The 21,745-nt window shown below is 32.3% G+C and carries 18 protein-coding genes; 12 read left to right on the plus strand and 6 right to left on the minus strand.

The window, feature by feature from the left end:
• The first annotated feature begins 294 nt into the window (after window positions 1–294).
• The 3 genes from Q0870_RS05190 to Q0870_RS05200 all read left to right on the plus strand — a co-directional run bounded on the left by Q0870_RS05190 (window position 295) and on the right by Q0870_RS05200 (window position 4,844).
• The gene (locus Q0870_RS05190) at window positions 295–1,935 is read left to right on the plus strand and encodes a CTP synthase (RefSeq protein WP_298552236.1); all 1,641 of its coding nucleotides are present in this window, start codon (window positions 295–297) and stop codon (window positions 1,933–1,935) included.
• Window positions 1,936–2,060: 125 nt separating this feature from the next.
• Window positions 2,061–3,941: a membrane protein insertase YidC gene (gene yidC / locus Q0870_RS05195; protein WP_298552248.1), complete on the plus strand. Its 1,881-nt coding sequence runs from the start codon at window positions 2,061–2,063 to the stop codon at window positions 3,939–3,941.
• 198 nt (window positions 3,942–4,139) lie between these two features.
• Window positions 4,140–4,844 carry a toxin-antitoxin system YwqK family antitoxin gene (locus tag Q0870_RS05200; RefSeq protein WP_298552261.1) on the plus strand — a complete coding sequence of 235 codons (705 nt, stop codon included), beginning with the start codon at window positions 4,140–4,142 and terminating at the stop codon, window positions 4,842–4,844.
• A gap of 85 nt (window positions 4,845–4,929) precedes the next feature.
• Here the strand turns inward: Q0870_RS05200 and Q0870_RS05205 are convergent, their stop codons facing one another.
• Complete coding sequence (locus tag Q0870_RS05205; RefSeq protein ID WP_298552276.1) at window positions 4,930–6,336, minus strand: fasciclin domain-containing protein; 1,407 nt, start codon at window positions 6,334–6,336, stop codon at window positions 4,930–4,932.
• A 177-nt stretch (window positions 6,337–6,513) separates the two neighbouring features.
• Between Q0870_RS05205 and mnmA the strand changes: the two genes are divergently transcribed.
• The 6 genes from mnmA (at window position 6,514) to Q0870_RS05235 (ending at window position 12,778) form a co-directional block, all read left to right on the plus strand.
• Window positions 6,514–7,701 (plus strand): tRNA 2-thiouridine(34) synthase MnmA, encoded by a 1,188-nt coding sequence (mnmA, locus tag Q0870_RS05210; RefSeq protein WP_298553443.1) that lies wholly within the window; start codon window positions 6,514–6,516, stop codon window positions 7,699–7,701.
• Between the two features lie 25 nt (window positions 7,702–7,726).
• On the plus strand, window positions 7,727–9,343 hold the full coding sequence (locus Q0870_RS05215) for a S8 family serine peptidase (protein ID WP_298552285.1): 1,617 nt from the start codon (window positions 7,727–7,729) through the stop codon (window positions 9,341–9,343).
• Window positions 9,343–10,284, plus strand: coding sequence for a nitronate monooxygenase (locus tag Q0870_RS05220; RefSeq protein ID WP_298552292.1), 942 nt, complete (start codon window positions 9,343–9,345; stop codon window positions 10,282–10,284). Before Q0870_RS05215 ends, Q0870_RS05220 begins: the two co-directional genes overlap by 1 nt.
• Before the next feature lie 285 nt (window positions 10,285–10,569).
• A complete protein-coding gene (locus Q0870_RS05225) occupies window positions 10,570–11,949 on the plus strand; it encodes an MATE family efflux transporter (RefSeq protein ID WP_298552295.1) in 1,380 nt (459 codons plus the stop codon).
• A gap of 8 nt (window positions 11,950–11,957) precedes the next feature.
• On the plus strand, window positions 11,958–12,185 hold the full coding sequence (locus Q0870_RS05230) for a hypothetical protein (RefSeq protein WP_298552305.1): 228 nt from the start codon (window positions 11,958–11,960) through the stop codon (window positions 12,183–12,185).
• Between the two features lie 23 nt (window positions 12,186–12,208).
• Entirely contained in the window at window positions 12,209–12,778 is a 570-nt protein-coding gene (locus Q0870_RS05235; protein WP_298552343.1) for a phosphatase PAP2 family protein, read from the plus strand.
• On the opposite strand, the gene meaB is transcribed toward Q0870_RS05235, so the two are convergent.
• Complete coding sequence (meaB, locus tag Q0870_RS05240; RefSeq protein ID WP_298552363.1) at window positions 12,775–13,851, minus strand: methylmalonyl Co-A mutase-associated GTPase MeaB; 1,077 nt, start codon at window positions 13,849–13,851, stop codon at window positions 12,775–12,777. The genes Q0870_RS05235 and meaB overlap by 4 nt on opposite strands.
• A 72-nt stretch (window positions 13,852–13,923) precedes the next feature.
• Window positions 13,924–14,478 (minus strand): DUF2911 domain-containing protein, encoded by a 555-nt coding sequence (locus Q0870_RS05245; RefSeq protein ID WP_298552375.1) that lies wholly within the window; start codon window positions 14,476–14,478, stop codon window positions 13,924–13,926.
• A 501-nt stretch (window positions 14,479–14,979) separates the two neighbouring features.
• Here Q0870_RS05245 and Q0870_RS05250 point away from each other — a divergent pair.
• The 3 genes from Q0870_RS05250 to Q0870_RS05260 are packed head-to-tail and all read left to right on the plus strand — an operon-like array spanning window position 14,980 to window position 17,592.
• Window positions 14,980–15,531, plus strand: a complete 552-nt coding sequence (locus Q0870_RS05250; RefSeq protein ID WP_298552389.1) for an RNA polymerase sigma factor — start codon at window positions 14,980–14,982, stop codon at window positions 15,529–15,531.
• On the plus strand, window positions 15,515–16,093 hold the full coding sequence (locus Q0870_RS05255) for a hypothetical protein (RefSeq protein ID WP_298552403.1): 579 nt from the start codon (window positions 15,515–15,517) through the stop codon (window positions 16,091–16,093). The genes Q0870_RS05250 and Q0870_RS05255 overlap by 17 nt, the downstream gene beginning before the upstream one ends.
• 11 nt (window positions 16,094–16,104) lie before the next feature.
• Entirely contained in the window at window positions 16,105–17,592 is a 1,488-nt protein-coding gene (locus Q0870_RS05260; protein WP_298552415.1) for a DUF4097 family beta strand repeat-containing protein, read from the plus strand.
• Window positions 17,593–17,605: 13 nt separating this feature from the next.
• Here the strand turns inward: Q0870_RS05260 and miaA are convergent, their stop codons facing one another.
• The 3 genes from miaA to Q0870_RS05275 form a co-directional block, all read right to left on the minus strand.
• A complete protein-coding gene (gene miaA, locus Q0870_RS05265; RefSeq protein WP_298553444.1) occupies window positions 17,606–18,514 on the minus strand; it encodes a tRNA (adenosine(37)-N6)-dimethylallyltransferase MiaA in 909 nt (302 codons plus the stop codon).
• A 387-nt stretch (window positions 18,515–18,901) separates the two neighbouring features.
• Window positions 18,902–19,759 carry an ion transporter gene (locus Q0870_RS05270; RefSeq protein ID WP_298552425.1) on the minus strand — a complete coding sequence of 286 codons (858 nt, stop codon included), beginning with the start codon at window positions 19,757–19,759 and terminating at the stop codon, window positions 18,902–18,904.
• Window positions 19,760–19,781: 22 nt separating this feature from the next.
• Window positions 19,782–21,743 (minus strand): DUF3857 domain-containing protein, encoded by a 1,962-nt coding sequence (locus tag Q0870_RS05275; RefSeq protein ID WP_298552440.1) that lies wholly within the window; start codon window positions 21,741–21,743, stop codon window positions 19,782–19,784.
• Between the last annotated feature and the right edge of the window lie 2 nt (window positions 21,744–21,745).

A 21,745-nucleotide genomic window follows, 5' to 3' on the forward strand; every position in this document is an offset into this window, starting at 1 on the left:
TGATATAGTAATTTATTTATGATATTTATATGCATTAATTCAGATGTATAGGTTCTTTTAAGAAAAGTATATTTATTATATATTTCCATTTTGTCATATCTTTCAATAAAGTCAATTGAGTTGGCATGTTTTATTCATATTTTATTACGTAGCTTCAATGACTTATATCAATCGATAGCAAATTTATCACAATCTCAATTTTTTGTAGTCTAAAATCTATTCTAAAATTGTTAACAAGTCCCACTAAAATAACTATTTTAATTTTGTAAATTTGCCTGCGTTTATAAGCGCAACATGACAAATACAGCAAAATACATCTTTGTAACCGGTGGGGTTACATCATCCTTAGGAAAAGGAATCATAGCAGCATCATTAGCTAAATTACTTCAAGCCCAAGGCTATAGAGTTACTATCCAAAAATTAGACCCCTATATTAATGTTGACCCAGGAACTCTAAACCCTTACGAACATGGCGAATGTTATGTTACTGAAGATGGAGCAGAAACCGATTTAGACCTAGGGCATTACGAACGTTTTTTAAACCGACCAACAAGTCAAGCTAATAACGTAACAACTGGAAGAATTTACCAAAGTGTTATTGATAAAGAGCGTCGTGGTGAATTTTTAGGAAAAACGGTTCAGGTTGTTCCACACATAACGAATGAGATTAAAGAGCGTATTCAAATGCTTGGTAAATCTGGAAATTACGATATTGTTATTACGGAAATAGGTGGAACCGTTGGTGATATTGAATCCTTGCCATACATTGAAGCTGTGCGTCAATTACGATGGGATTTAGGAAAAGATAATGGTATTGTTATTCATTTAACTTTGGTGCCTTATTTATCGGCCGCCGGCGAATTGAAAACTAAACCAACACAACACAGTGTAAAAACACTTATGGAAAGTGGTGTGCAAGCAGATATTTTGGTGTGTAGAACAGAACGCAACTTACCTAAAGACCTTCGTAGAAAATTGGCATTATTTTGTAATGTAAAAGAAGAAGCTGTTATTCAATCCATTGATGCCTCTACAATATATGATGTACCTAATTTAATGCTTGAAGAAGGTTTAGATAAGGTGGTTCTTGAAAAATTAAATTTAGATAGTTCAAAACCAGATATTACACAATGGAATCAATTTGTACACCGACATAAAAACCCAAAAACCGAAGTTACTATAGGTTTAATAGGAAAGTATGTTGAGCTTCAAGATTCTTATAAATCTATTTTAGAAGCTTTTATTCATGCAGGGGCGGAAAATGAAGTTAAAGTAAATGTAGAGTCTGTACATTCAGAATATATAAATAAAGATAACGCAAAATTAAAACTAGCACATCTTGATGGTGTTTTAGTAGCACCTGGTTTTGGTGAGCGTGGTATTGATGGTAAAATTGATGCTGTACAATATGTTAGAGAAAACAATGTGCCTTTTTTAGGGATTTGTTTAGGGATGCAAATGGCAGTTATAGAATTTTCTAGAAACGTCTTGGGAATTAAAGATGCCGCCTCTACAGAGATGAATGCAAGCACAAACAATCCTGTAATTGGCTTGATGGAAGACCAAAAGAATATTACAGATAAAGGAGGAACCATGCGTTTAGGTGCATGGGCTTGCGATTTAAAAAAGGGAAGTGCTGTAAGAGGTATTTATAAATTAGATAGTATTACTGAGCGTCACAGACACCGTTATGAATTTAATGGGGATTATAAAGAAAAGATTGAAGCTGCTGGCATGATTGCGACAGGTTTAAATCCAGATACAGGATTAGTTGAAATTGTTGAAATCCCAGAACACCCTTGGTTTGTTGGGGTGCAGTATCACCCAGAATATAAAAGTACAGTAGCAAATCCGCATCCGCTTTTTGTAGCTTTTGTAGAAGCGTCGTTAAATCATAAGAAAAAGAAAAATAATGCCACTATGGCACAAAAGTAAAATTGGATAGCTTTTTGATTATTCAATAAACTTTATAATAAATAATGTTTGTCATATTGAGCGCAGTCGAAATATCTTTAAAATAGATTTTTCATTACATTCAGAATAACATCAACTAAAATTAGATGGAAGAAAAAAAATTAGACATAAATTCAATTATAGGTTTTGTACTCATCTTTGGAATTCTAGCATACATGCTTTGGCAGAACCAGCCTTCGCCAGAGGAATTAGAAGCTCAAGAAAAAGCAAAACAAGAACAAGTTGAAGCTGAACAAAAAGAAAAAGAAGAGACTTTAGTTACTACTGCTACTGATTATACGGTTGGTTCAGGAGTAGATTCACTTCAAATGATTCAACTTAAAAATAAATTAGGGGCATTTGCATATTCTGCTTCTCAATCTAATGATAAAGAAACAGTTGTTGAAAGTGATTTACTGGCACTTAAGTTTAGTAATAAAGGGGGTTATCTTTCTGAGGTAAGATTAAAACAATTTGTCGATTACGACTCTATTCCAATCTACATAATTAAAGATAATAATGCCTCTTTCAATATTAATTTTGGAACCACTGACAGCAGAATTTTAAATACAAAAGATTTACCGTTTGTTCCTCAGGTTACTAAAAATGGAAATGTTACTGTAGTTTCTATGAAACTTAAAGTTTCCGAAAGTCAGTTTTTAGAATACCGCTATGAGTTGAAGCAAGGTGATTATATGATTGATTTTGCTATTCGTTCTCAAGGATTAAGCAATGTGATTAATAGTTCGCAAGCCATCAATTTAGATTGGAAATTGAAAGGGTATCGTCATGCAAAAAGTATTTCTTATGAAAACAGATATACAGATATTCATTATGATTATGAAGGAGGAAAAGCAGATTACACAAGAGATGGTGAGGATGAGATTGAAGATGTAGCTTGGATTGGTTATAAGCAACATTTCTTTTCGTCAGCATTATTAACAGATACACGTTTTAAAAATGTAACAGTTAAAACTGAAAACTTAGTAAAAGACGAGACTATAGACACGGTTTATACTAAAAGTTTTGCAGCAACAATCCCTTTAGAATTGCAAGGTGGAGAAATCAATCAAACTATGGATTGGTATTACGGACCAAGTGATTTTAAAGTACTTAATAAATATGATAGAAATTTAGACGAATTGGTGCCATTTGGTTGGGGACTTTTCGGTTGGATAAACCGTTATATTTTTATGCCATTGTTTGGTTTCTTAGGTGGATTTATGTCTTATGGTATTGCTATTGTTGTGATGACTGTTTTGGTGAAATTCCTATTATCTTTTGTACAATACAAGCAGTTTTTATCTCAGGCAAAAATGAAAATTTTAAAGCCAGAATTAGATGCTATTAGAGAAAAACATAAGGATAATAAAATGAAAGCGCAACAAGAAACTATGGCGTTGCAAAACAAAGCAGGAGCAAGCCCTATGGCGGGATGTTTGCCAGCTTTAATTCAACTACCTGTGTTTTATGCACTGTTTCAATTTTTTCCATCTGCGTTTGATTTAAGACAGAAATCTTTCCTTTGGGTTGATGATTTATCTTCTTATGATGTTATTGCAAACTTACCTTTTAACATTCCTTTTTATGGAAACCACGTGAGTTTGTTCCCAATATTAGCGTCTGTTGCAATTTTCTTTTACATGCGTTTAACAACAGGACAGAATATGCAATCTCAACCTCAGCAAGAAGGGATGCCAGATATGGCGAAAATGATGAAGTACATGATGTATTTCTCTCCTATAATGATGTTGTTTTTCTTTAATAACTATGCATCAGGTTTGAGTTTGTATTACTTTATTTCGAATGTTATTAGTATTGGAATTATTTTAGTTATTAAAAATTTTATTCTTGATGAAGATAAAATTCATGCTGATATGCAAGAGAAGAAAAAGAAGCCTAAAAAGCAAGGTCGTTTTCAAAAGAAAATGGCTGAAATGATGGAGCAAGCAGAAAAGCAAAAGCAAGCTCAAAAAAAGGGTAAGTAATTGTTAGTGCTGAAGGTCTTTCAGTATCTTTTAAAATATAAAAGCTGTCAAGAAAACATTTTTGGCAGCTTTTTTGTTATAACATAATTAAAGTTTAGTCGTTAACTAAATGTAATTTTCCGCGAAATCGTAAGATTCATGAATTCATTAATATTAAATAATGAATAATGAATAAAGGGATAAAATAAAATTTTAAAAATGAAGATGTATTATAGTTTTTTATTTTTCTTAATGTTTAATAGTTTCATGTTTGCTCAAAACGTAAATCAATTTGATACCAACGGAAAGCGCCATGGTGTATGGAAAAAGCATTTTGAGGACACTAATATTTTAAGATACGAAGGACAGTTTAATCATGGAAAGGAAGTAGGGTTGTTTAAATTTTATAAGAATTATAAAAAGAAAGCTATTCTTTCGGCAACTAAATTATTTAATGAGGCAAATAAAATAGCTGAGGTAAAGTTTTTGGCATCTAATGGAAAAGTGATTAGTGAAGGAAACATGAATGGTAAAACATATATTGGTACTTGGAAATACTATCAAAAAAATTCAGATCAATTACTTACAATCGAAAATTATAATGATAAAGGCGAGTTAGTAGGGGAGCGTTTGGTGTATTACCCAAATGGACAAATAGCCGAAAAACAAAATTATATTAATGGCAAATTGAATGGTGAATCGTTTTGGCTATCTGAAAAAAATGTAGTTTTAAAAACATATATATATGAAAATGACGAATTGCATGGCGCTGCAAAATTTTATAGCCCTAAAGGGGAATTACTATCTGAAGGTCAATATAAAAGAGGTAAAAAACACGGCGTTTGGAAGTACTACGAAGACGCAAAACTTGTAAAGGAAAAAGACTTTACCTATAAACCTAAATACATAAAAAAAACGCCTTAATTTCTTAAGGCGCCCTCTTTTTCATAGACAATTTTAGCGGGAATTACTAATGTTTGCCTACAATCAACAAACCAAACTAATTTTATTAATTAGACGGTAGTAATACTTTATCAATAACATGAACAACACCATTTGTTGCATGTACATTTAGTAAAGAAGTAACCAACCCTGCTGGAGTTGATCCTGCTGCATCCTGAATAGTTAAAGTATCTAAGTCAATTGTTACGTTTTGTCCATTTAACATAGGAGCTTGTAAATCATCAGTCAAATCTGTTGAAAAGATATACACGCTTGGCTCAACTACATGATGAGTCAATATTGCTACTAGAACACTTGCATCTGTGGCATTAATTGCATCAACATTAGCAAAACCAGCATCCATAAATGCAGCATCTGTTGGGGCAAAAACTGTAAATGGACCTGCAGTACCAAAAGTATCACCTAAACCAGCTTGAGCTAATGCCGCAGCTAACATTGTAAATTCAGCAGGATTGCCTCCAGCAAGACTAGCTACTATATCATTAATGGTATTAGTCGGTGGAATTAAAGTTCTGTCAATAACATGAACGACACCATTAGACCCAGTAATGTCTGTTGCTGTTACCATAGTTGTTCCATTTATTGAAACTGCTCCTCCTGCATTTGTAATGTATATATTTCCTCCTAAAGTAGAAACTTCAGCAGCTGCTATACCTGAATCAGGGAGCATAGATTGCATAATAGTACCATCAACAACGTGATAAGCTAAAACAGTATCAACAATGTCTGCTACGTCTGCTAAATCTGTTATTCCAGCAGCAGTAAATGCATCGTTAGTAGGAGCAAAAAGAGTTAAACCACTATCACCTGGGCCATTACTTAATAAAAGCTCTAATATACTTGGGTCGGCTGCAAGAACTGCCTCAATAAGTGTCGTAAAGTTTTTATTAAAATAAGCTGGTGCTACAATAGTTCCAACTATAGGTAACATTGATGGCGGTACAAGTACACTATTAATTACATGAACTACACCATTTGTTGCTAAACCATCTACAGCAATAACTTGAGCGCTATCTATAAATACGCCATTAGAATCTGCAACAACGTCAACAGTTTCGCCACCAGCCATTGTAATGGTGCCAGATGTTACGTCACTAGCTTCTAAAGCTGCTGAAGCAAAAACATGATGCTGCAAAACACTTTTAAGTACATCTTCTGGAATATCATCAATAGATGTTTGTCCTATGGCGCCAAGTAAGTCAGCAAAAGCCGTATTGTTTGGAGCAAAAACTGTATAAGTTCCATTTCCGCTTAATAAATCAACTAAGTCTGGATATTTTACTAAGGCAGTAACTAAGCTAGAAAGTTCTGGTGTAGCTTGTGCAAGTTCTACAATGCTGTTTGTAGGTTCAAATTCAATTGTGCTATCGTCATCATCATTACTACATGATGTAATTGTAAGCACTGAAAATAATATTATAGCAAATTTTTTCATGGGATTTAAATTTTTCATTTTTCAAAAGTTTTATGTTTGTTTAACAAATATATAAAATAATTAAACAAAATATCAAATTATGTTTAATATTTTTATAAATAAATTAAACAAAATGTATTTCGTCGATTATTTCATTTTTTTAATTAATCACAGAATCTTACAATATTATGTATCTTTGTGCACTAATTTTTAATGATGAAACGAGTAATTATTGGTCTTTCAGGAGGTGTGGATTCTAGCGTTGCTGCTTATTTATTAAAGGAGCAAGGTTATGAGGTAATTGGCTTGTTTATGAAAAACTGGCATGATGACTCTGTAACTATATCTAATGAGTGTCCATGGTTAGATGATAGTAATGATGCTATGCTAGTAGCTGAAAAATTAGGTATTCCTTTTCAAACTGTCGATTTAAGCGAACAATATAAAGAACGCATTGTTGATTATATGTTCGATGAATATAAGAAAGGTAGAACACCAAACCCAGATGTACTTTGTAATAGAGAGATTAAGTTTGATGTGTTCATGAAAATAGCTTTAGAGCTTGGAGCAGATTATGTAGCTACGGGTCATTATTGCAGAAAAGGGACTATTCAAAAAGATAGTAAAGATGTCTATCAACTTTTAGCTGGTGCAGATAATAATAAAGACCAGTCGTATTTTTTATGCCAATTATCTCAAGAGCAATTATCAAAAGCCTTATTTCCAATTGGTGAGTTAACAAAGCCAGAAGTTAGAGCTATTGCAACAAAACTTGATTTGGTTACTGCGGAGAAAAAAGATTCTCAAGGACTGTGTTTTATTGGTAAAGTGAAATTACCAGATTTTCTACAGCAACAACTAAAACCAAAAGAAGGTGTTATTGTGGAGGTTCCGAGTGAACAAGATATTTACAACTATATTCAAACTGAATTTAATTCTGAAGAAGAAAAATTAGAATATTTGTCTCGTAAAATAGAATATAAAATGGATTCTGGTAAAATAGTAGGTAAGCATCAAGGTGCCCATTATTTCACAAAAGGACAAAGAAAAGGTCTTGGAGTAGGCGGCACAGTTGAACCTTTATTTGTAATTGATACAGATGTAGATGATAATGTGATTTACACTGGTCAAGGAAAAACACACCCTGGATTATACAAAAAAGCACTATTTGTTAGTAATGAAGAATTGCATTGGATTCGTGAAGATTTGGAGTTACAAATTGATGCAACCATGCAAGTTAAAGCTAGAATTCGTTATCGACAAACTCTAGAAAATGCTACACTTCATAAAGTAAATAGTGGTTTATATGTTGAATTTGAAAATTTTCAGTCAGCAATTACCGAGGGTCAGTTTGTTGCTTGGTATCTAAATGATGAACTTATAGGTTCGGGAGTAATTTCATAACTTAGCATTGCTTAATCGCTATGTTATGAAAAAATCAATACTACTATTTTTTGTTTTTATCAGTTTCAGTGTATTTGCACAAATTGAAGACGCTTGGGTTTATTTAACAGATAAACAAAATGTTACAGCTTCAATAAACAATCCAATAAGTATTCTTACCCAAAAAGCTATTGATAGAAAAAATAAACATGGTGTAACTATTGATGCTAGAGATGTTCCTGTTAATGAGATTTATATAACGCAATTAAAAAATGCTACAGGGATAACAGTTTTGGCCAAATCTAAATGGTTTAATGCTGTTCATGTAAGAGGTATTGAGACAGATATCCAAGCTTTAACAGATTTAAGTTTTGTTGATACTATTGATTTTGCTGATAAAAGTTTAAACTCAAAGTCTGTTGTTAAAAAAGGAAAGAAAAAAAACCATTCCAAATTAGAAAATACATTTACAATATTTAATTATGGTGATGCATCCAATCAAATAGAGATGTTTAAAGGAGATGAATTGCATCTTGCTGGTTTTACAGGAACGGGAATGACTGTAGCCATTATGGATTCAGGTTTTACAAATGTAAATACGATGGCATCGTTTCAAAGATTGCGAGATGCGGGTAATTTATTAGGAAGTTATGATTTTGTAAATCGCGAGGTTAATGTTTATACGGGGACAAATAGCGATCATGGAACTTTTGTTTTAAGTAATATGGCAGGTTATATTGAAAATGAATTTGTTGGTACAGCACCAGATGCTTCATATTATTTATTTATAACAGAGGATGCACCAAACGAAAACCCCGTTGAAGAAAGTTATTGGGTTGAAGCTACTGAACGTGCTGATAGTTTAGGAGTAGATGTAATTAATACCTCTTTAGGTTACACAACTTATGATAATCCAAATTATAGTTATACACAAGCCGATATGGATGGTAACTCCGCGTTCATAACTAAAGGGGCAAATATTGCTTTTGAAAAAGGCCTTTTGTTGATTACTTCGGCTGGAAATTCTGGTAATGATTCTTGGGGAATAGTTGGAGCACCTGCTGATGCACCTGGTGTTTTTACAGTTGGAGCAGTTAAAGCAAATGGAGATTATGCTAATTTTAGCTCTAAAGGAAATGTTACGCAACCAAACAATAAACCAGATGTTGTTGCACAGGGTCAAGCAAGTTATGTTATTGGACCAGATGATGTAATTAGAACATTAAATGGTACATCATTTAGTTCCCCAATTTTAGCAGGAGGAATAGTTTGTTTATGGCAAGCACGCCCTCTAGATACAAATACAGAAATTATGGATTTGGTAAGACAATTTTCTTCTCAATCCTCAAATCCTGATTATTCTATTGGCTATGGTATACCAGATTTAGAAATGGCTTTAAGTTTTTTGTCATTAAACTCTGATATAAATGAAAACATTAAAATATATCCTAATCCTGTAAAAGATAAGCTCTATTTAGAGTTACCTTCAGAAGAAAATATAATTTCATTAAGAGTATTTGATATTCTTGGAAAAGAGGTTGAAGCAAATAGTTTTTCAAAAACTAATAAAGAGATTAATTTAAAGCAATTATCCAAAGGTCTGTATATATTCAAATTAACAAGTAATACAATTTCCAAAACCTTTAAAATCGTTAAGCAATAATGTCAAATAGAATTACTGAACTTTTCAATATAAAGTTTCCTATTATACAAGCAGGTATGATTTGGAATAGTGGTTGGCGATTAGCTTCCGCATCTAGTAACTCTGGAATTTTAGGACTTATTGGAGCAGGTTCTATGTACCCAGAAATATTGCGTGAGCATATTCAGAAATGTAAAAAGGCTACTAACAAACCTTTTGGTGTTAATGTACCTATGTTGTATCCAAATATTCAAGAAATTATGGATATAATAATTGAAGAAGGTGTAAAGATTGTTTTTACTTCCGCAGGAAACCCTAAAGTCTGGACTTCTTGGTTGAAAGAACAAGGTATTATTGTAGTACATGTTGTAAGTAGTTTAAAATTTGCATTAAAGGCTCAAGAAGCAGGAGTTGATGCCATTGTCGCCGAAGGTTTTGAAGCTGGAGGACATAACGGAAGAGATGAAACTACAACACTAACCTTAATACCTATAGTAAAAGAACATATTAAAATACCCTTAATAGCTGCAGGAGGAATAGCTACAGGTAAAGCAATGTTGGCAACTATGGTTTTAGGGGCAGATGGCGTACAAATAGGAAGCCGATTTGTAGCTAGTGAAGAAAGTTCCGCTCATGATGCATTTAAAAATTTAGTTGTTCAGTCTAAAGAAGGGGATACTCAATTAACTTTAAAAGAATTAGCGCCGGTTAGATTAATAAAAAACGAATTCTATAATCAAGTTCAAGATTTATATAAGTTCAGTCCAACACTAGAGCAACTTAAACAATTATTAGGTAGAGCAAGAGCAAAACGTGGTATGTTTGAAGGTGATTTAAAGGAAGGCGAATTAGAAATTGGTCAAATTTCTGGATTGATTCATGATGTAAAGCCAGTAGCAGAAATTGTAGAGGGTATTGTAAAGGAATTTGAATTATCTAAGAAAGAAATTGTAAATATTTAAAAGAATATTTTTAAATAATTGATGAAATAAAAAAGGAGGAAATTAAATTCCCTCCCTTTCTTTTTTAGAAACCAGCACTAATTTTAATCCCTATAAATGAAGCTTACGTTTCTATACTACTGAGAACTTAGGGAAAACGATTTGGAACATCGCGAATGTAATATATTACTTCAATTTATATGAGAAAAATTACAAATAATTATTAACATTTGTTAATAATTCATAAAATCAAAAAGATTGCTTGCAAATTATTAAAAGATAAAAGTGATATAGTACTTTTGTTCAATGCAATTTTCAAATTACACAAAAGAGTTTAAATATAATTGGCAATTAGCTGCACCAGTAATGCTGGGTATGCTTGGTCATACTTTTGTTAGTTTTGTGGATAATATTATGGTAGGGCAACTTGGAACAGCTGAATTGGCCGCAGTATCATTAGGGAATAGTTTCATGTTCATTGCCATGTCTTTAGGAATTGGTTTTTCTACAGCCATTACACCTTTAACTGCTGAAGCAGATTCGGCTCAAGATTTTGTTAAGGGAAAATCTTCGTTTAAACATGGTTTATTTTTATGTACCGTTTTAGGAGTGCTTCTCTTTTTGTTAGTGTTTTTTGCAAAACCACTCATGTATTTAATGAAACAACCAGTTGAGGTTGTTGAGTTAGCGATTCCTTATTTAGATTTGGTAGCATTTTCATTAATTCCATTAATTATTTTTCAAGGGTTTAAACAATTTAGTGATGGGCTGTCAATGACTAAATACCCAATGTATGCTACGCTTCTGGGTAATATTATTAATATTGTTTTAAACTATGTGTTGATTTTTGGAAAGTTTGGTTTTCCAGAAATGGGAATAGTTGGGGCAGCTTATGGAACCTTAGCTTCTAGAATTATAATGGTTGGCTATTTATGGTATTTATTAAAAGGGAAAGAAAAGTCAAAAACCTTTGTAACAAATATTAAATTCTTTGTGCTAGATAAATTGATGATTAAAAAAATCATCAACTTAGGAGCACCTAGCGCCATGCAAATGTTTTTTGAAGTCGCCATTTTTACAGCTGCTATTTGGCTTAGTGGTTTACTGGGTAAAAACCCGCAAGCAGCAAATCAAATTGCATTAAATTTAAGTTCAATGACTTTTATGGTAGCCATGGGGTTAAGCGTTGCAGCAATGATTAGAGTTGGTAACCAAAAAGGGTTAAAGGCGTATTTTGAATTGCGTAGAATAGCCTTTTCTTTATTTTTAATGGGAACATTATTAGCTATTGGTTTCGCCTTAGTTTTCTTTGTGTTGCATGATTACCTACCAAAAATATATGTTAATTATGATGATGCAGAAAACTTAGTTGATAATATGGAAGTTGTAAGTATAGCTTCAAAATTATTGATTGCAGCTGCTATTTTTCAAATAAGTGATAGTATTCAAGTTTTAGTTTTGGGAGCTTTAAGAGGATTACAAGATGTTAAAATACCTACCATTATTACTTTTATATCGTATTGGTTAGTTGGCTTTCCAATAAGTTGGCTTTTAGGGAAAGAAGATGCTTATGGAAGTTTTGGCATTTGGCTAGGATTATTGGCAGGTTTAACAACTGCTGCAATTTTATTATATATTCGGTTTAATTATTTGACTAAAAGATTAATTTTGTCGAACACTAAATAATTTTAAAAATGAGTATTCCAAAATTTATACTAGGTGATAATACTGAATTTCCAAATGCTATTTACGTTATTCATACTGAGTTTCCTAGGTTTATAATTAATCTTGAAAATGATAATGTTGAGTGGTTTGAAGATTTTGATGCTGAGGACCAAAAGGAATTAGAAACCGAAACCGAAACTGCTATAAAAGATGCTACAGCATTTTATGATAGTGAAGTAGCTAAATATGATGAGTAAAGAGTGAAATTAAGCGTATACAGATGATTGAACAACTTTTAGAATACGATACAGAACTATTCTTGTTTTTGAATAATTTAGGTTCTTCAACTTGGGATGAGTTATGGTTGATTATAACAAATAAGTTAACATTTATTCCGTTGTATGCCTTTTTGCTATTTCTGTTGTATAAAAATTATGGATTAAAATCTATGTTGATTTTTGTGGTTGTGATAGCTTTAATGATAACGTTTACAGACCAAATAACAAATATTTTTAAGCGCACTTTTATGCGGTCTAGGCCATGTCGTGTAGATGAAATTGCTGATGAAATTAGATATATTGCAGTACGTTGTGGTAAATATGGCTTTTTCTCAGGGCATTCTTCAAACTCTATGGCAGCGGCAGTTTTTACAGGTCTGTTATTAAAGCCTTACTACAAAAATTTAATTTTTATTTTACTGTTTTGGAGTGCTGTGGTTGCATATAGCAGAGTTTATGTTGGTGTGCATTACCCAATAGATATTGTTTGCGGAATGACTTTTGGCGCTATTTCTGGGTTTATGTTTTATAAACTTGCTCAGTTTTTACTAAAGCGATTTGTGACAGTTTAATTGTTGAGGTTTAACAAATAATCTGCTGCGGCAAAAGGTGTAGTTTGGTTGTCTTTTAAAAGCTGTATTTGATTTGCTAATTCTTTTTTTATTTTTGGCGTATTGAAGAAATCAGATTTTAATTGGTCTTCTATGGTTTGAATAAGCCAAAATTTATTCTGTTCACTTCGTTTCTCATTGAAAAAGTTGTTTTTTGAAGTCGTTTCAACGTATTCTAAAATACTGTTCCAAATAGAATCAATGCCTTCATTTTTAAGCGCACTGCAAAGCGTAACTTTTGGTTGCCATTGTGATGATTTTTCAGGGTAGAGGTGAAGTGCTCTATTGAATTCTACTTTAGCTAGTTTAGCTTTTTTTAAATTATCGCCATCGGCTTTGTTTATGGCAATAGCATCTGCCATTTCAATAATACCGCGTTTTATACCTTGAAGCTCATCACCAGCACCAGCTAATTTTAGTAATAAAAAAAAATCGACCATACTATGTACAGTGGTTTCACTTTGACCTACACCAACCGTTTCAATTATAATAATATCAAAACCAGCGGCTTCGCAGAGTATTATGGTTTCTCTAGTTTTTCTTGCCACTCCACCAAGAGAATCACCTGAAGCAGACGGACGAATAAAAGCATTTTCGTCTTTTACTAAATCTTCCATTCGAGTTTTATCTCCTAGAATACTACCTTTGGTTATGTTGCTACTTGGGTCTATGGCTAAAACGGCAACGCGTTTCCTAATAGTTGTTAAGTGTTTTCCAAGGGCTTCAATGAATGTGCTTTTACCAACGCCAGGAACGCCTGTAATACCAATTCTAATAGAGTTATTGGCATGTGGTAAGCATGCTTTTAATACTGCGTTGGCTTGTGCTTTATGTTTTTTGTTTTTACTTTCTACTAAAGTTATGGCCCGACTTAATGCAGTAATATCTTTTTTTAGGATAGATTCTACTAAATTATCTGTGCTAATTTTTGCTTTGCGCTTATCTTTAATAGATTCAATAGATGAGGAGTTAGTAATTTCTGAAATAGAAACCCCTTTTTTTTCTTGTAATGCAGATTTTTTTTGTTTTGACACTAGTAGATTAATGTTTGTCTAATTTACAATTTTATTTTTTGTGAACTATAAACTGACACAGCGACTGGTAACTTATTTAAGTGGTACCGCAACCTTAACATCATCCCAAGCCATAGTTAAAAATAGGTTATCTGTAGAATTATCAAAGGCAATGGTAAATTGCTCTACGTGGTTGTTTAGTTTTTGTACAGGAACTTCGATGTTTAAGGCATCGTAGTTTGGATCCCACATGGGTTTCATTTCGGCATTTACACCCCAAGAATATTGTTTTGAGTTGAAAATGACGTTCCATGTTGAATCTTTTGGAACCGTCCAAAGTGTATATTTACCTTTAGCTAATGGCATGCCGTTTACTTGTAGAGGTTTGTTGGTTTCGAAGGTAGTAGCTTCGTTTGCTCCAGTTCGCCATACTTGGTTAAAAGGTACTAAAGCCCCAAAAATTTCGCGCTCTTTTCTGTAGGGTCTATTGTAAAACACTTCAAGTTTTAAATCGTTTAGCTTAAATTCTACGGTATCTTTTGGACTTAAACGTTGCACAAAAATATTTTCTATGAAAGTGGAATATAAAAATAAACCTAATGCTATTAGAGATAGTAAAATTAAGACGCGTTTTAAGAAGGTGTTCATATATAGCAATTTATTAAGAGCATAAAGATAATTTAAAAGGCATTATTAGTAAAATGCAAACGCTAATTTATTTAGTTTTGTTGTGAAGAAGTTAGAAGTTAGAAGAGGAAAGTTTGAAGGATGTGAATAGAAACAATTACTCTTAGGTGATTACTCTGCTGAGTTTTTTATCTCGCAAAGGCGCTAAGTCGCGAAGACTTACTCAGTTGAACAAACAGTTTGGAGTTTGTAAACTGAGATTGTGACTGCTACTGAAAACTCAATTTAGCTGATTGACTCGCGTTAGAGATTGCAGTGGAAAGCCCACAGCGACGATAGGAGCGAGGACTTGTAACGGATAGCTCGACCTTGAGCGATCCTGCGAGGTTTTAAAAACCTTGTAGGTATGAGCGATGGGTAACGCCAAAACCTTTTTTTGAAAAAGATTTTTAATTTTTTGCAACACTCTGATTTTTTAATCGTCTTTAAGATGAACTAACTTATACCAAAAGTAAATTGAGCATGTTTCAAGTTGACATTATTGAACAATGTAAACAGAATAACCGTAAGGCGCAATTGCAGTTATACAACCAGTATTGCGACGGGATGTATATTGTTGCTAAACGGTTTTTGAAAGATGCTGCTGATGCTGAGGATGTGGTGCAAGAGGCTTTTATTAAGGCTTTTACTAAACTACACCAGTACAAAGCGGAAGTCACTTTTGGAGCATGGTTAAAACGTATTGTTGTTAATAAAAGTATCGATTTTTTAAAGGTCAAAAAACAGCTACTTGTGGAGTTGGATGAGGCGCATTTAAAGGTTGTTGATACACCAAAAGACGACAAATGGTTGGTAGAGGATACAATAACATTGGATGATGTTAAGGCAGCTATTAATATATTGCCGGAAAAGTATCAATACGTTGTGATGTTGTATTTAATTGAAGGGTATGACCATCAAGAAATTTCGGAGATTCTAGATATTTCTGAAGTTGCATCTAGAACACAACTATCTAGAGGAAAAGTAAAATTACAAAAACTGTTAACACTTAGAAAAGATGGCACAAGATCTTAGAGAGTTATTTAAAAATGACAAGATATCGGGTGAGAAGATGCCTAAAAATCATCAAGAACGTTTTCTTGACAAGTTAGATGCTGCCTTGCCAGAGCAAAAACAACCCAAGTTTAGTTGGATGCAAATTGCAGCTAGTATTGTGGTGCTTTTAGGTTTAAGTTTAGGTGCGTTTAAGTATTTTCAGCCAGATGTTATAGCAGATGCACCAGTGGTTGTTGCTAACAAAACGGTGGATACTAAAACCTTGGGTGATATTTCGCCTGGGTTAAAAAAGGTTGAAGATTACTATTTAGCGAGTATTAATTTAGAATTGTCTAAAATGGAATACACACCAGAAACTAAGGAGTTGTTTGATGGCTATTTAATTCAGTTAAATGAACTAGATAAGGAATACCAAAAACTATCTTTAGAGTTAACCGAGGCTGGACCAAGTGAATTAACAGTAAATGCCTTAATTGATAATTTAAAATTACGTTTGAATTTATTGTATCGGTTAAGAGCGCAATTGCAAGAATTTAATACTTCTGATGCTTTGGCAGATGAAGTTTTACAATCAATTTAAAAAATCAAAAAATGAACAGAATTATAAATCAAATCAGATTATTGGCGTTATGCTTCTTTATAACAGGGGGTATTATGGCGCAGCAAAAATTAACTAAAGTATCGCAATCTATAAAAGTAGATAAAGATGTGGTGGTTGACTTAAACACTAGTTATAGCAATATTATAATTGATACATGGAATAGAGATACCATGGAAATAGAGGCTTATATTGAAGGCGAAAAACTTAGTAAGGAAGAACTTGAAGTTGCTTTGAAATCTTGGGATGTTGATATTGATGCTACAAGTAATGAGGTTTCAATTTCTACTAGAGGTGGTCGTAGTACTTCTTTATGGGTGCATAGAGATTCTGATAGTTGTGATGGTTGTGAGCATGTTAACCACTCGGTAGGTGCCATATTAAATGAATTAAAATTTGAACTTGCTGATATGCCTGATATGGATTTTGATTTTGATTTCGATTTTGAAATGCCAGAGATGCCGGAAATGCCAGTAATGCCTGAATTACCTGAATTACCTGAAGGTGTTAATGCTATTAAATTTGATTATGATGCTTATCAGAAGAACGGTGAAAAGTATTTAGAGGAATGGTCTGAAAAATTTGAATCTAGATATGGAAAAGACTATGCAAAAAAGATGGAAGCATGGGGAGAGAAATTTGGCAAGGAATGGGAAGAAAAGTATGGAGAAGATTATGCTAAAAAGATGGAAGCTTGGGGAGAACGTTTTGCTAAACAAATGGAAGGGCAAGCTGAACGTATAGAAGCTCAAAAGGCGCGTGCAGAGGCTCACAAAGAACGTGAAGAAGCACATAAAGAGCAAGCAAAGGCACGTGCAAAAGCGCATAAAAAACGTACTATTTTAATTAAAGATAGAGAGAAAGAGATTGAACGATTGTTTCATAACAAATCGAATAGCGATGTTAATAAAACAATTAAAATTAAAATGCCAAAAGGCGCTAAATTAAGGGTTAATGTTAAGCATGGCGAAATTGAATTTGCGGCTAATATTGATAATTTAGAAGCCGATTTACAGTACACAAAATTTACAGCAGAAAGCATTAATGGAAGTTTAACTTCCATTAATGCTTCTTATTCACCGATTTATGTAACCAACTGGAATTTAGGAGAATTGAATTTAAACCATGTAAAAGCTGTTGAACTTGAAAATGTGAAGCATTTAATTTTAAACTCGGTATCGTCTAATATTGATGTTGAAAATTTGTTTGGAAGTGCCATTATTGATGGCAATATTGGAGATGTAAAAATCTATAATATTGATGATAACTTTATTAGTTTGAATATGATTCTTCAAAATAATGATGCTTTTATTGAGTTACCAAACGTTAATTGTAATGTGCAGTATAAAGGCACGCGGTCACATATAAAACATCCAAAACAATTGGATGATGAACATGTTTCTAATTTTTCTACTGGAGATTTAGCAAGTGGAAAAAACATTATAATTAATGCTAAATATAGCCACGTTACTATGGAGTAAAATTACTTATCTATTATTTCTTTTTTAAGTGTTTTATAATTTCTTCTTTTTCGGTTAGATAATCAAACCAAATAATATCTTCATTCTTCTTAAACCAAGTCAGTTGGCGTTTTGCAAAGCGTCTAGTATTCTTTTTTATTTCTGAAATGGCGAATTCTAATTCCCAATTGCCGTTTAAATAATTAAATAGTTCTTTATAACCAACGGTGTTTAAAGCGTTTAAATTTTGGTATTCTAACAAACTTATTACTTCGTTTAATAAGCCATCTTTTATCATAATATCAACACGTTGGTTTATACGGTTGTATATGAATTCTCTTTTGGCAGAAAGCCCAATCGTTATGGTTTTAAAAGTGCGCTTACCTTTGTCTTTATTTAAAAATGATGAATAAGGTTTTCCTGAGCCTATACAGATTTCTAAAGCACGAATAACACGATGTGGGTTATCTATGGCTATGTTTTTATATGATACAGGATCTAAGGTTTGTAATTGGTGTTGAAGAGATTCTAAACCCTTTGTAGCTAATTGGTTGTTTAATGTTTCTCTAATAGTTGCATCTACTTCTGGAAAATGGTCTAGACCTTTAGTGACTGCATCTATATATAGCCCTGAACCACCAACCATAATTACTGTATCTTTTTTTTTGAATAAATCATCTAAGAGTTTTATGGCGTCTTTCTCGAAAGCGCCTACATTGTAATTATCTTTTATAGATTTATGATGGATGAAATGATGGTTTGCTCCAGCTAATTCTTCGGGTGTTGGTGCAGCAGTACCAATTTGCATCTCTTTAAAAAATTGACGAGAATCTGCTGAAATAATTTCGGTTTTAAAGTGTTGTGCTAGTTTTATACTTAGCGCTGTTTTTCCGATGGCTGTTGGACCAACTATGGAAATGAGATATTTTGCGTTTGAGTTTATAGCTTGTTGTATTTATTTGGTAAAGTTAATTTGAATAAATCATTTATGCGAATTAAAATGTTTAATAGAAACATTGATTTATATAGTTGCTTTTTTTTGTAAAAAAAGCAACTAACTTCGTTTAAGTCGGATATAAAACACCTGTGCTAAACTTGTTTAAGTATTAAAACGATTTCATATCCGAGAAATGTTGAGTGCAATTTGAGAAAAAATGTTTGATAACCAACAAAATTGGGCTTGAAACTTTTGCAGTAGGAAATACATAATGTTCTTGACAGACTTTTAGATATTCTTATGCAAAACACAGTTAACATGCCTTTACAAATTAATCAATTAATTTTATTTAAAACAACCAGCGTTAAGGGTTGTATTGGTAAAGCCCAAATATTAATTTTTTAGATTTTCGCCACAATTAAAACAAAACTCTGCTTTGTCTTTATGACCCGTGGTGAGACAGTTTTTACAGGATTGTGAATTTAAGTTGATTTCTGAATCTTGGGGATTCTTTTTGTTTTTATCCGTATTGTTTTGATTGGTATATTCGGCAGATACAATACCAGTAGGTACTGCTATAATACCGTAACCCAAAATCATAACTAACGAAGCTATAAATTGCCCAAGGGGTGTTTGGGGAGCAATATCTCCAAACCCAACTGTAGTTAGTGTTACAATACACCAATACACACTTTTTGGGATGTTAGTAAAACCATTTTCTTCGCCTTCTATTAAATACATTATTGTACCTAAAATAATAGCAACAATTATAACTGCAAATAAGAATACTGATATTTTTGCTTTACTAGCTTTTAGAGCATTTATCAGATTGTGAGATGCACCTAAATAACGTGCTAGTTTTAATATTCGAAAAACACGTAATAATCTTAAAGCGCGTAACGCAGCAAGTGCATGAATACCACCAAAAATTAATGAAATATATTTGGGAATAGTAGATAGTAAATCTATAATACCATAAAAACTAAAGACATAGTTAAGTGGTTTTCTTACCGTAATAATTCTCGCTATATATTCTAAACTGAATAATATGGTAATAATCCATTCAGAGATATTAAGAAAATCATGAAAATTTTCATCAATGCTATTAACACTTTCTAGCATAACTAGTACAATACTAGCTAAAATTGTTATTAATAAGACAACATCAAATAATTTTCCAGAAGGTGTATCTGCTTCATAAATAATTTCTTGAAGTCTTAACCTCCATTTATTTCTTGTGTATTTACTCATAAACTCAAAAGTAATAAAAAGATTAGTTAGTTTTTTGAACTAAAATTATGGTGTTGTTCTGAATATTCACAACCTCATTCATAAACTCCTTTAAGTATGTGTAATATTCAGCATTATAAATAGACTTTTTGAAAGCTATTTTTAAACTTACGTTTACTGTATTTCCAATTTGAGTTGCATTGAATAAGATTTGTCCTGAACCATTTGGTAACATAACATTTTTTGGTTGAGGCATTTCAACAATCTTGTAATTATCATTTAACTCAAACTTGAACATGTAGAAGTAACTATCCTTATAGCCAAAATCGATAGGGTAGGTACGTTCTTGTAGTTTAAAAGGGTTCTCATCAAAAAACTTTACAAGAAAAGGGTTTAAATATATATTGTTTCCTGCCTCATCAAAATTGTATTCTACATTGTAGGCTTCCTTGAAGTCTTCACTATTTTTACCTTCGCTTGTTACATCAAAATCAGATATTCCTATGTAAGGAAAAGTGTTTTCAAGTTTATCTAGATATTCATTTTTATTAGAGTAGAAAGATTTTTTTTTGTAAAAAGCATGATACCCCGTTCTTTTAGATTTTATGTCTCCAATAAGGTCTCCGTTTTCATTAAAATGTAAATTAGCTTGATAAAAAATGTTTGAAGGCTTGTATGGTTTCAAGTCCACCCAATTACTACCATTTTTAAAGTCAACTAACCTGCCATATTGGTTTAAGCATCTAAACGGAATCTCACCGAAATTTAAAAAACTATCTGTAGCATCCAACATAAATTTTTTATCATTTATGTTTACTTGAACAATAAGGTAATTGAAGTCGTATAAAACTGGAAAAACTTTAGTGGGAAAACCATTGTCTCTTGTCGATACTAGTAAAGGGTTTACTTCAATCCCACTTTCATTTAGTAAATTATGTAATAGAATATTTATTGAAGCGACGTTACCAGATTTACTTTTTATCAAATCTTTTACCGATGTTTCACTGAAAATTAGATACTCTTCGTTCCAATTATAATTGTTTTGTACGTATTTAAAAATGGATTGTGCCTTTTTAAGTAGGTCTGTTTCGTTTATGATGTCTGCGGATAGGAATTCTTCTAAATCAACCGATTTGTTTAGTTGTTTTCCGATTTTTGGGTGTGTTTTTAATTCTTTGTCAACGGTTTTCCAAGTTTTTGTAATATGATCTAAAGTGCCATCAAACCTTCTGAAGGTTTTTAAATCGTATTCTATTTTTATCAAATAATTAGATTTACTTGTCATGTAATCTTCCTCAATAAAAGCAGGAATATCCATCATTACATATCTTGCATTAAAACAATGTGAAGATGCTCCATTACCTGCAATAAGACAGTTTTTCTCAACTTCTGATTCGTTAATAGCTAGTTTTTGGCCACCAACAAGTTTAATATTGTATTCCCAATTACCTGGAATACTAGGCGTGTATTCACTATAAAGTTTTGGAATACTGCCTTGAAAATCCCATCCATGATATTTCATCATAAAGGGAGAAATAATGGTATAACTATAACTAATTACTGAGCCTACTTTTACATTTGGAAGCGTAAATTTAACAAGAGTGTGGTTTTCGTCGTATTTTTCAGTGAAGATATTTTCTTCATCCAATTTGGTTTTGATTACCTCTCCATCTATAATGGTATAGGTAGTGGCTAGTATCTTTTCTACTTTTTCAACTCTAGATCCATTACTGTATAAGTGAATTTCTACTGTGGCATGTTCAAAACCTTCTCTTTTTAAAATTTTTATTTTATGTTTTTCTTCAGTTCTTAAATCAAAATCATTTTTACTAACATAACTATTGCCTTTTTCATAAATGACTAAGGCATTCGCAGTGGAGTCTTTGGAGAAGGTTTTACTTTCTATATCTCCTAGAGTAACTCTATATGATTCTGAATTATAATTTTCCTGAGAATTTATATTAATATAAAAACTTAGGAATAGAAGTAAAGCGGTGTATTTCATGT

Source organism: uncultured Algibacter sp., assembly GCF_947487575.1.
GTDB lineage: Bacteria > Bacteroidota > Bacteroidia > Flavobacteriales > Flavobacteriaceae > Algibacter_B.

Coding starts and splice junctions, on each gene's coding strand:
- Q0870_RS05190 (WP_298552236.1), top strand. CDS start 295: ATGACAAATACAGCAAAATACATCTTTGTAACCGGTGGGGTTACATCA.
- yidC (WP_298552248.1), top strand. CDS start 2,061: ATGGAAGAAAAAAAATTAGACATAAATTCAATTATAGGTTTTGTACTC.
- Q0870_RS05200 (WP_298552261.1), top strand. CDS start 4,140: ATGAAGATGTATTATAGTTTTTTATTTTTCTTAATGTTTAATAGTTTC.
- Q0870_RS05205 (WP_298552276.1), bottom strand. CDS start 6,336: ATGAAAAATTTAAATCCCATGAAAAAATTTGCTATAATATTATTTTCA.
- mnmA (WP_298553443.1), top strand. CDS start 6,514: ATGAAACGAGTAATTATTGGTCTTTCAGGAGGTGTGGATTCTAGCGTT.
- Q0870_RS05215 (WP_298552285.1), top strand. CDS start 7,727: ATGAAAAAATCAATACTACTATTTTTTGTTTTTATCAGTTTCAGTGTA.
- Q0870_RS05220 (WP_298552292.1), top strand. CDS start 9,343: ATGTCAAATAGAATTACTGAACTTTTCAATATAAAGTTTCCTATTATA.
- Q0870_RS05225 (WP_298552295.1), top strand. CDS start 10,570: ATGCAATTTTCAAATTACACAAAAGAGTTTAAATATAATTGGCAATTA.
- Q0870_RS05230 (WP_298552305.1), top strand. CDS start 11,958: ATGAGTATTCCAAAATTTATACTAGGTGATAATACTGAATTTCCAAAT.
- Q0870_RS05235 (WP_298552343.1), top strand. CDS start 12,209: ATGATTGAACAACTTTTAGAATACGATACAGAACTATTCTTGTTTTTG.
- Q0870_RS05245 (WP_298552375.1), bottom strand. CDS start 14,478: ATGAACACCTTCTTAAAACGCGTCTTAATTTTACTATCTCTAATAGCA.
- Q0870_RS05250 (WP_298552389.1), top strand. CDS start 14,980: ATGTTTCAAGTTGACATTATTGAACAATGTAAACAGAATAACCGTAAG.
- Q0870_RS05255 (WP_298552403.1), top strand. CDS start 15,515: ATGGCACAAGATCTTAGAGAGTTATTTAAAAATGACAAGATATCGGGT.
- Q0870_RS05260 (WP_298552415.1), top strand. CDS start 16,105: ATGAACAGAATTATAAATCAAATCAGATTATTGGCGTTATGCTTCTTT.
- Q0870_RS05270 (WP_298552425.1), bottom strand. CDS start 19,759: ATGAGTAAATACACAAGAAATAAATGGAGGTTAAGACTTCAAGAAATT.
- Q0870_RS05275 (WP_298552440.1), bottom strand. CDS start 21,743: ATGAAATACACCGCTTTACTTCTATTCCTAAGTTTTTATATTAATATA.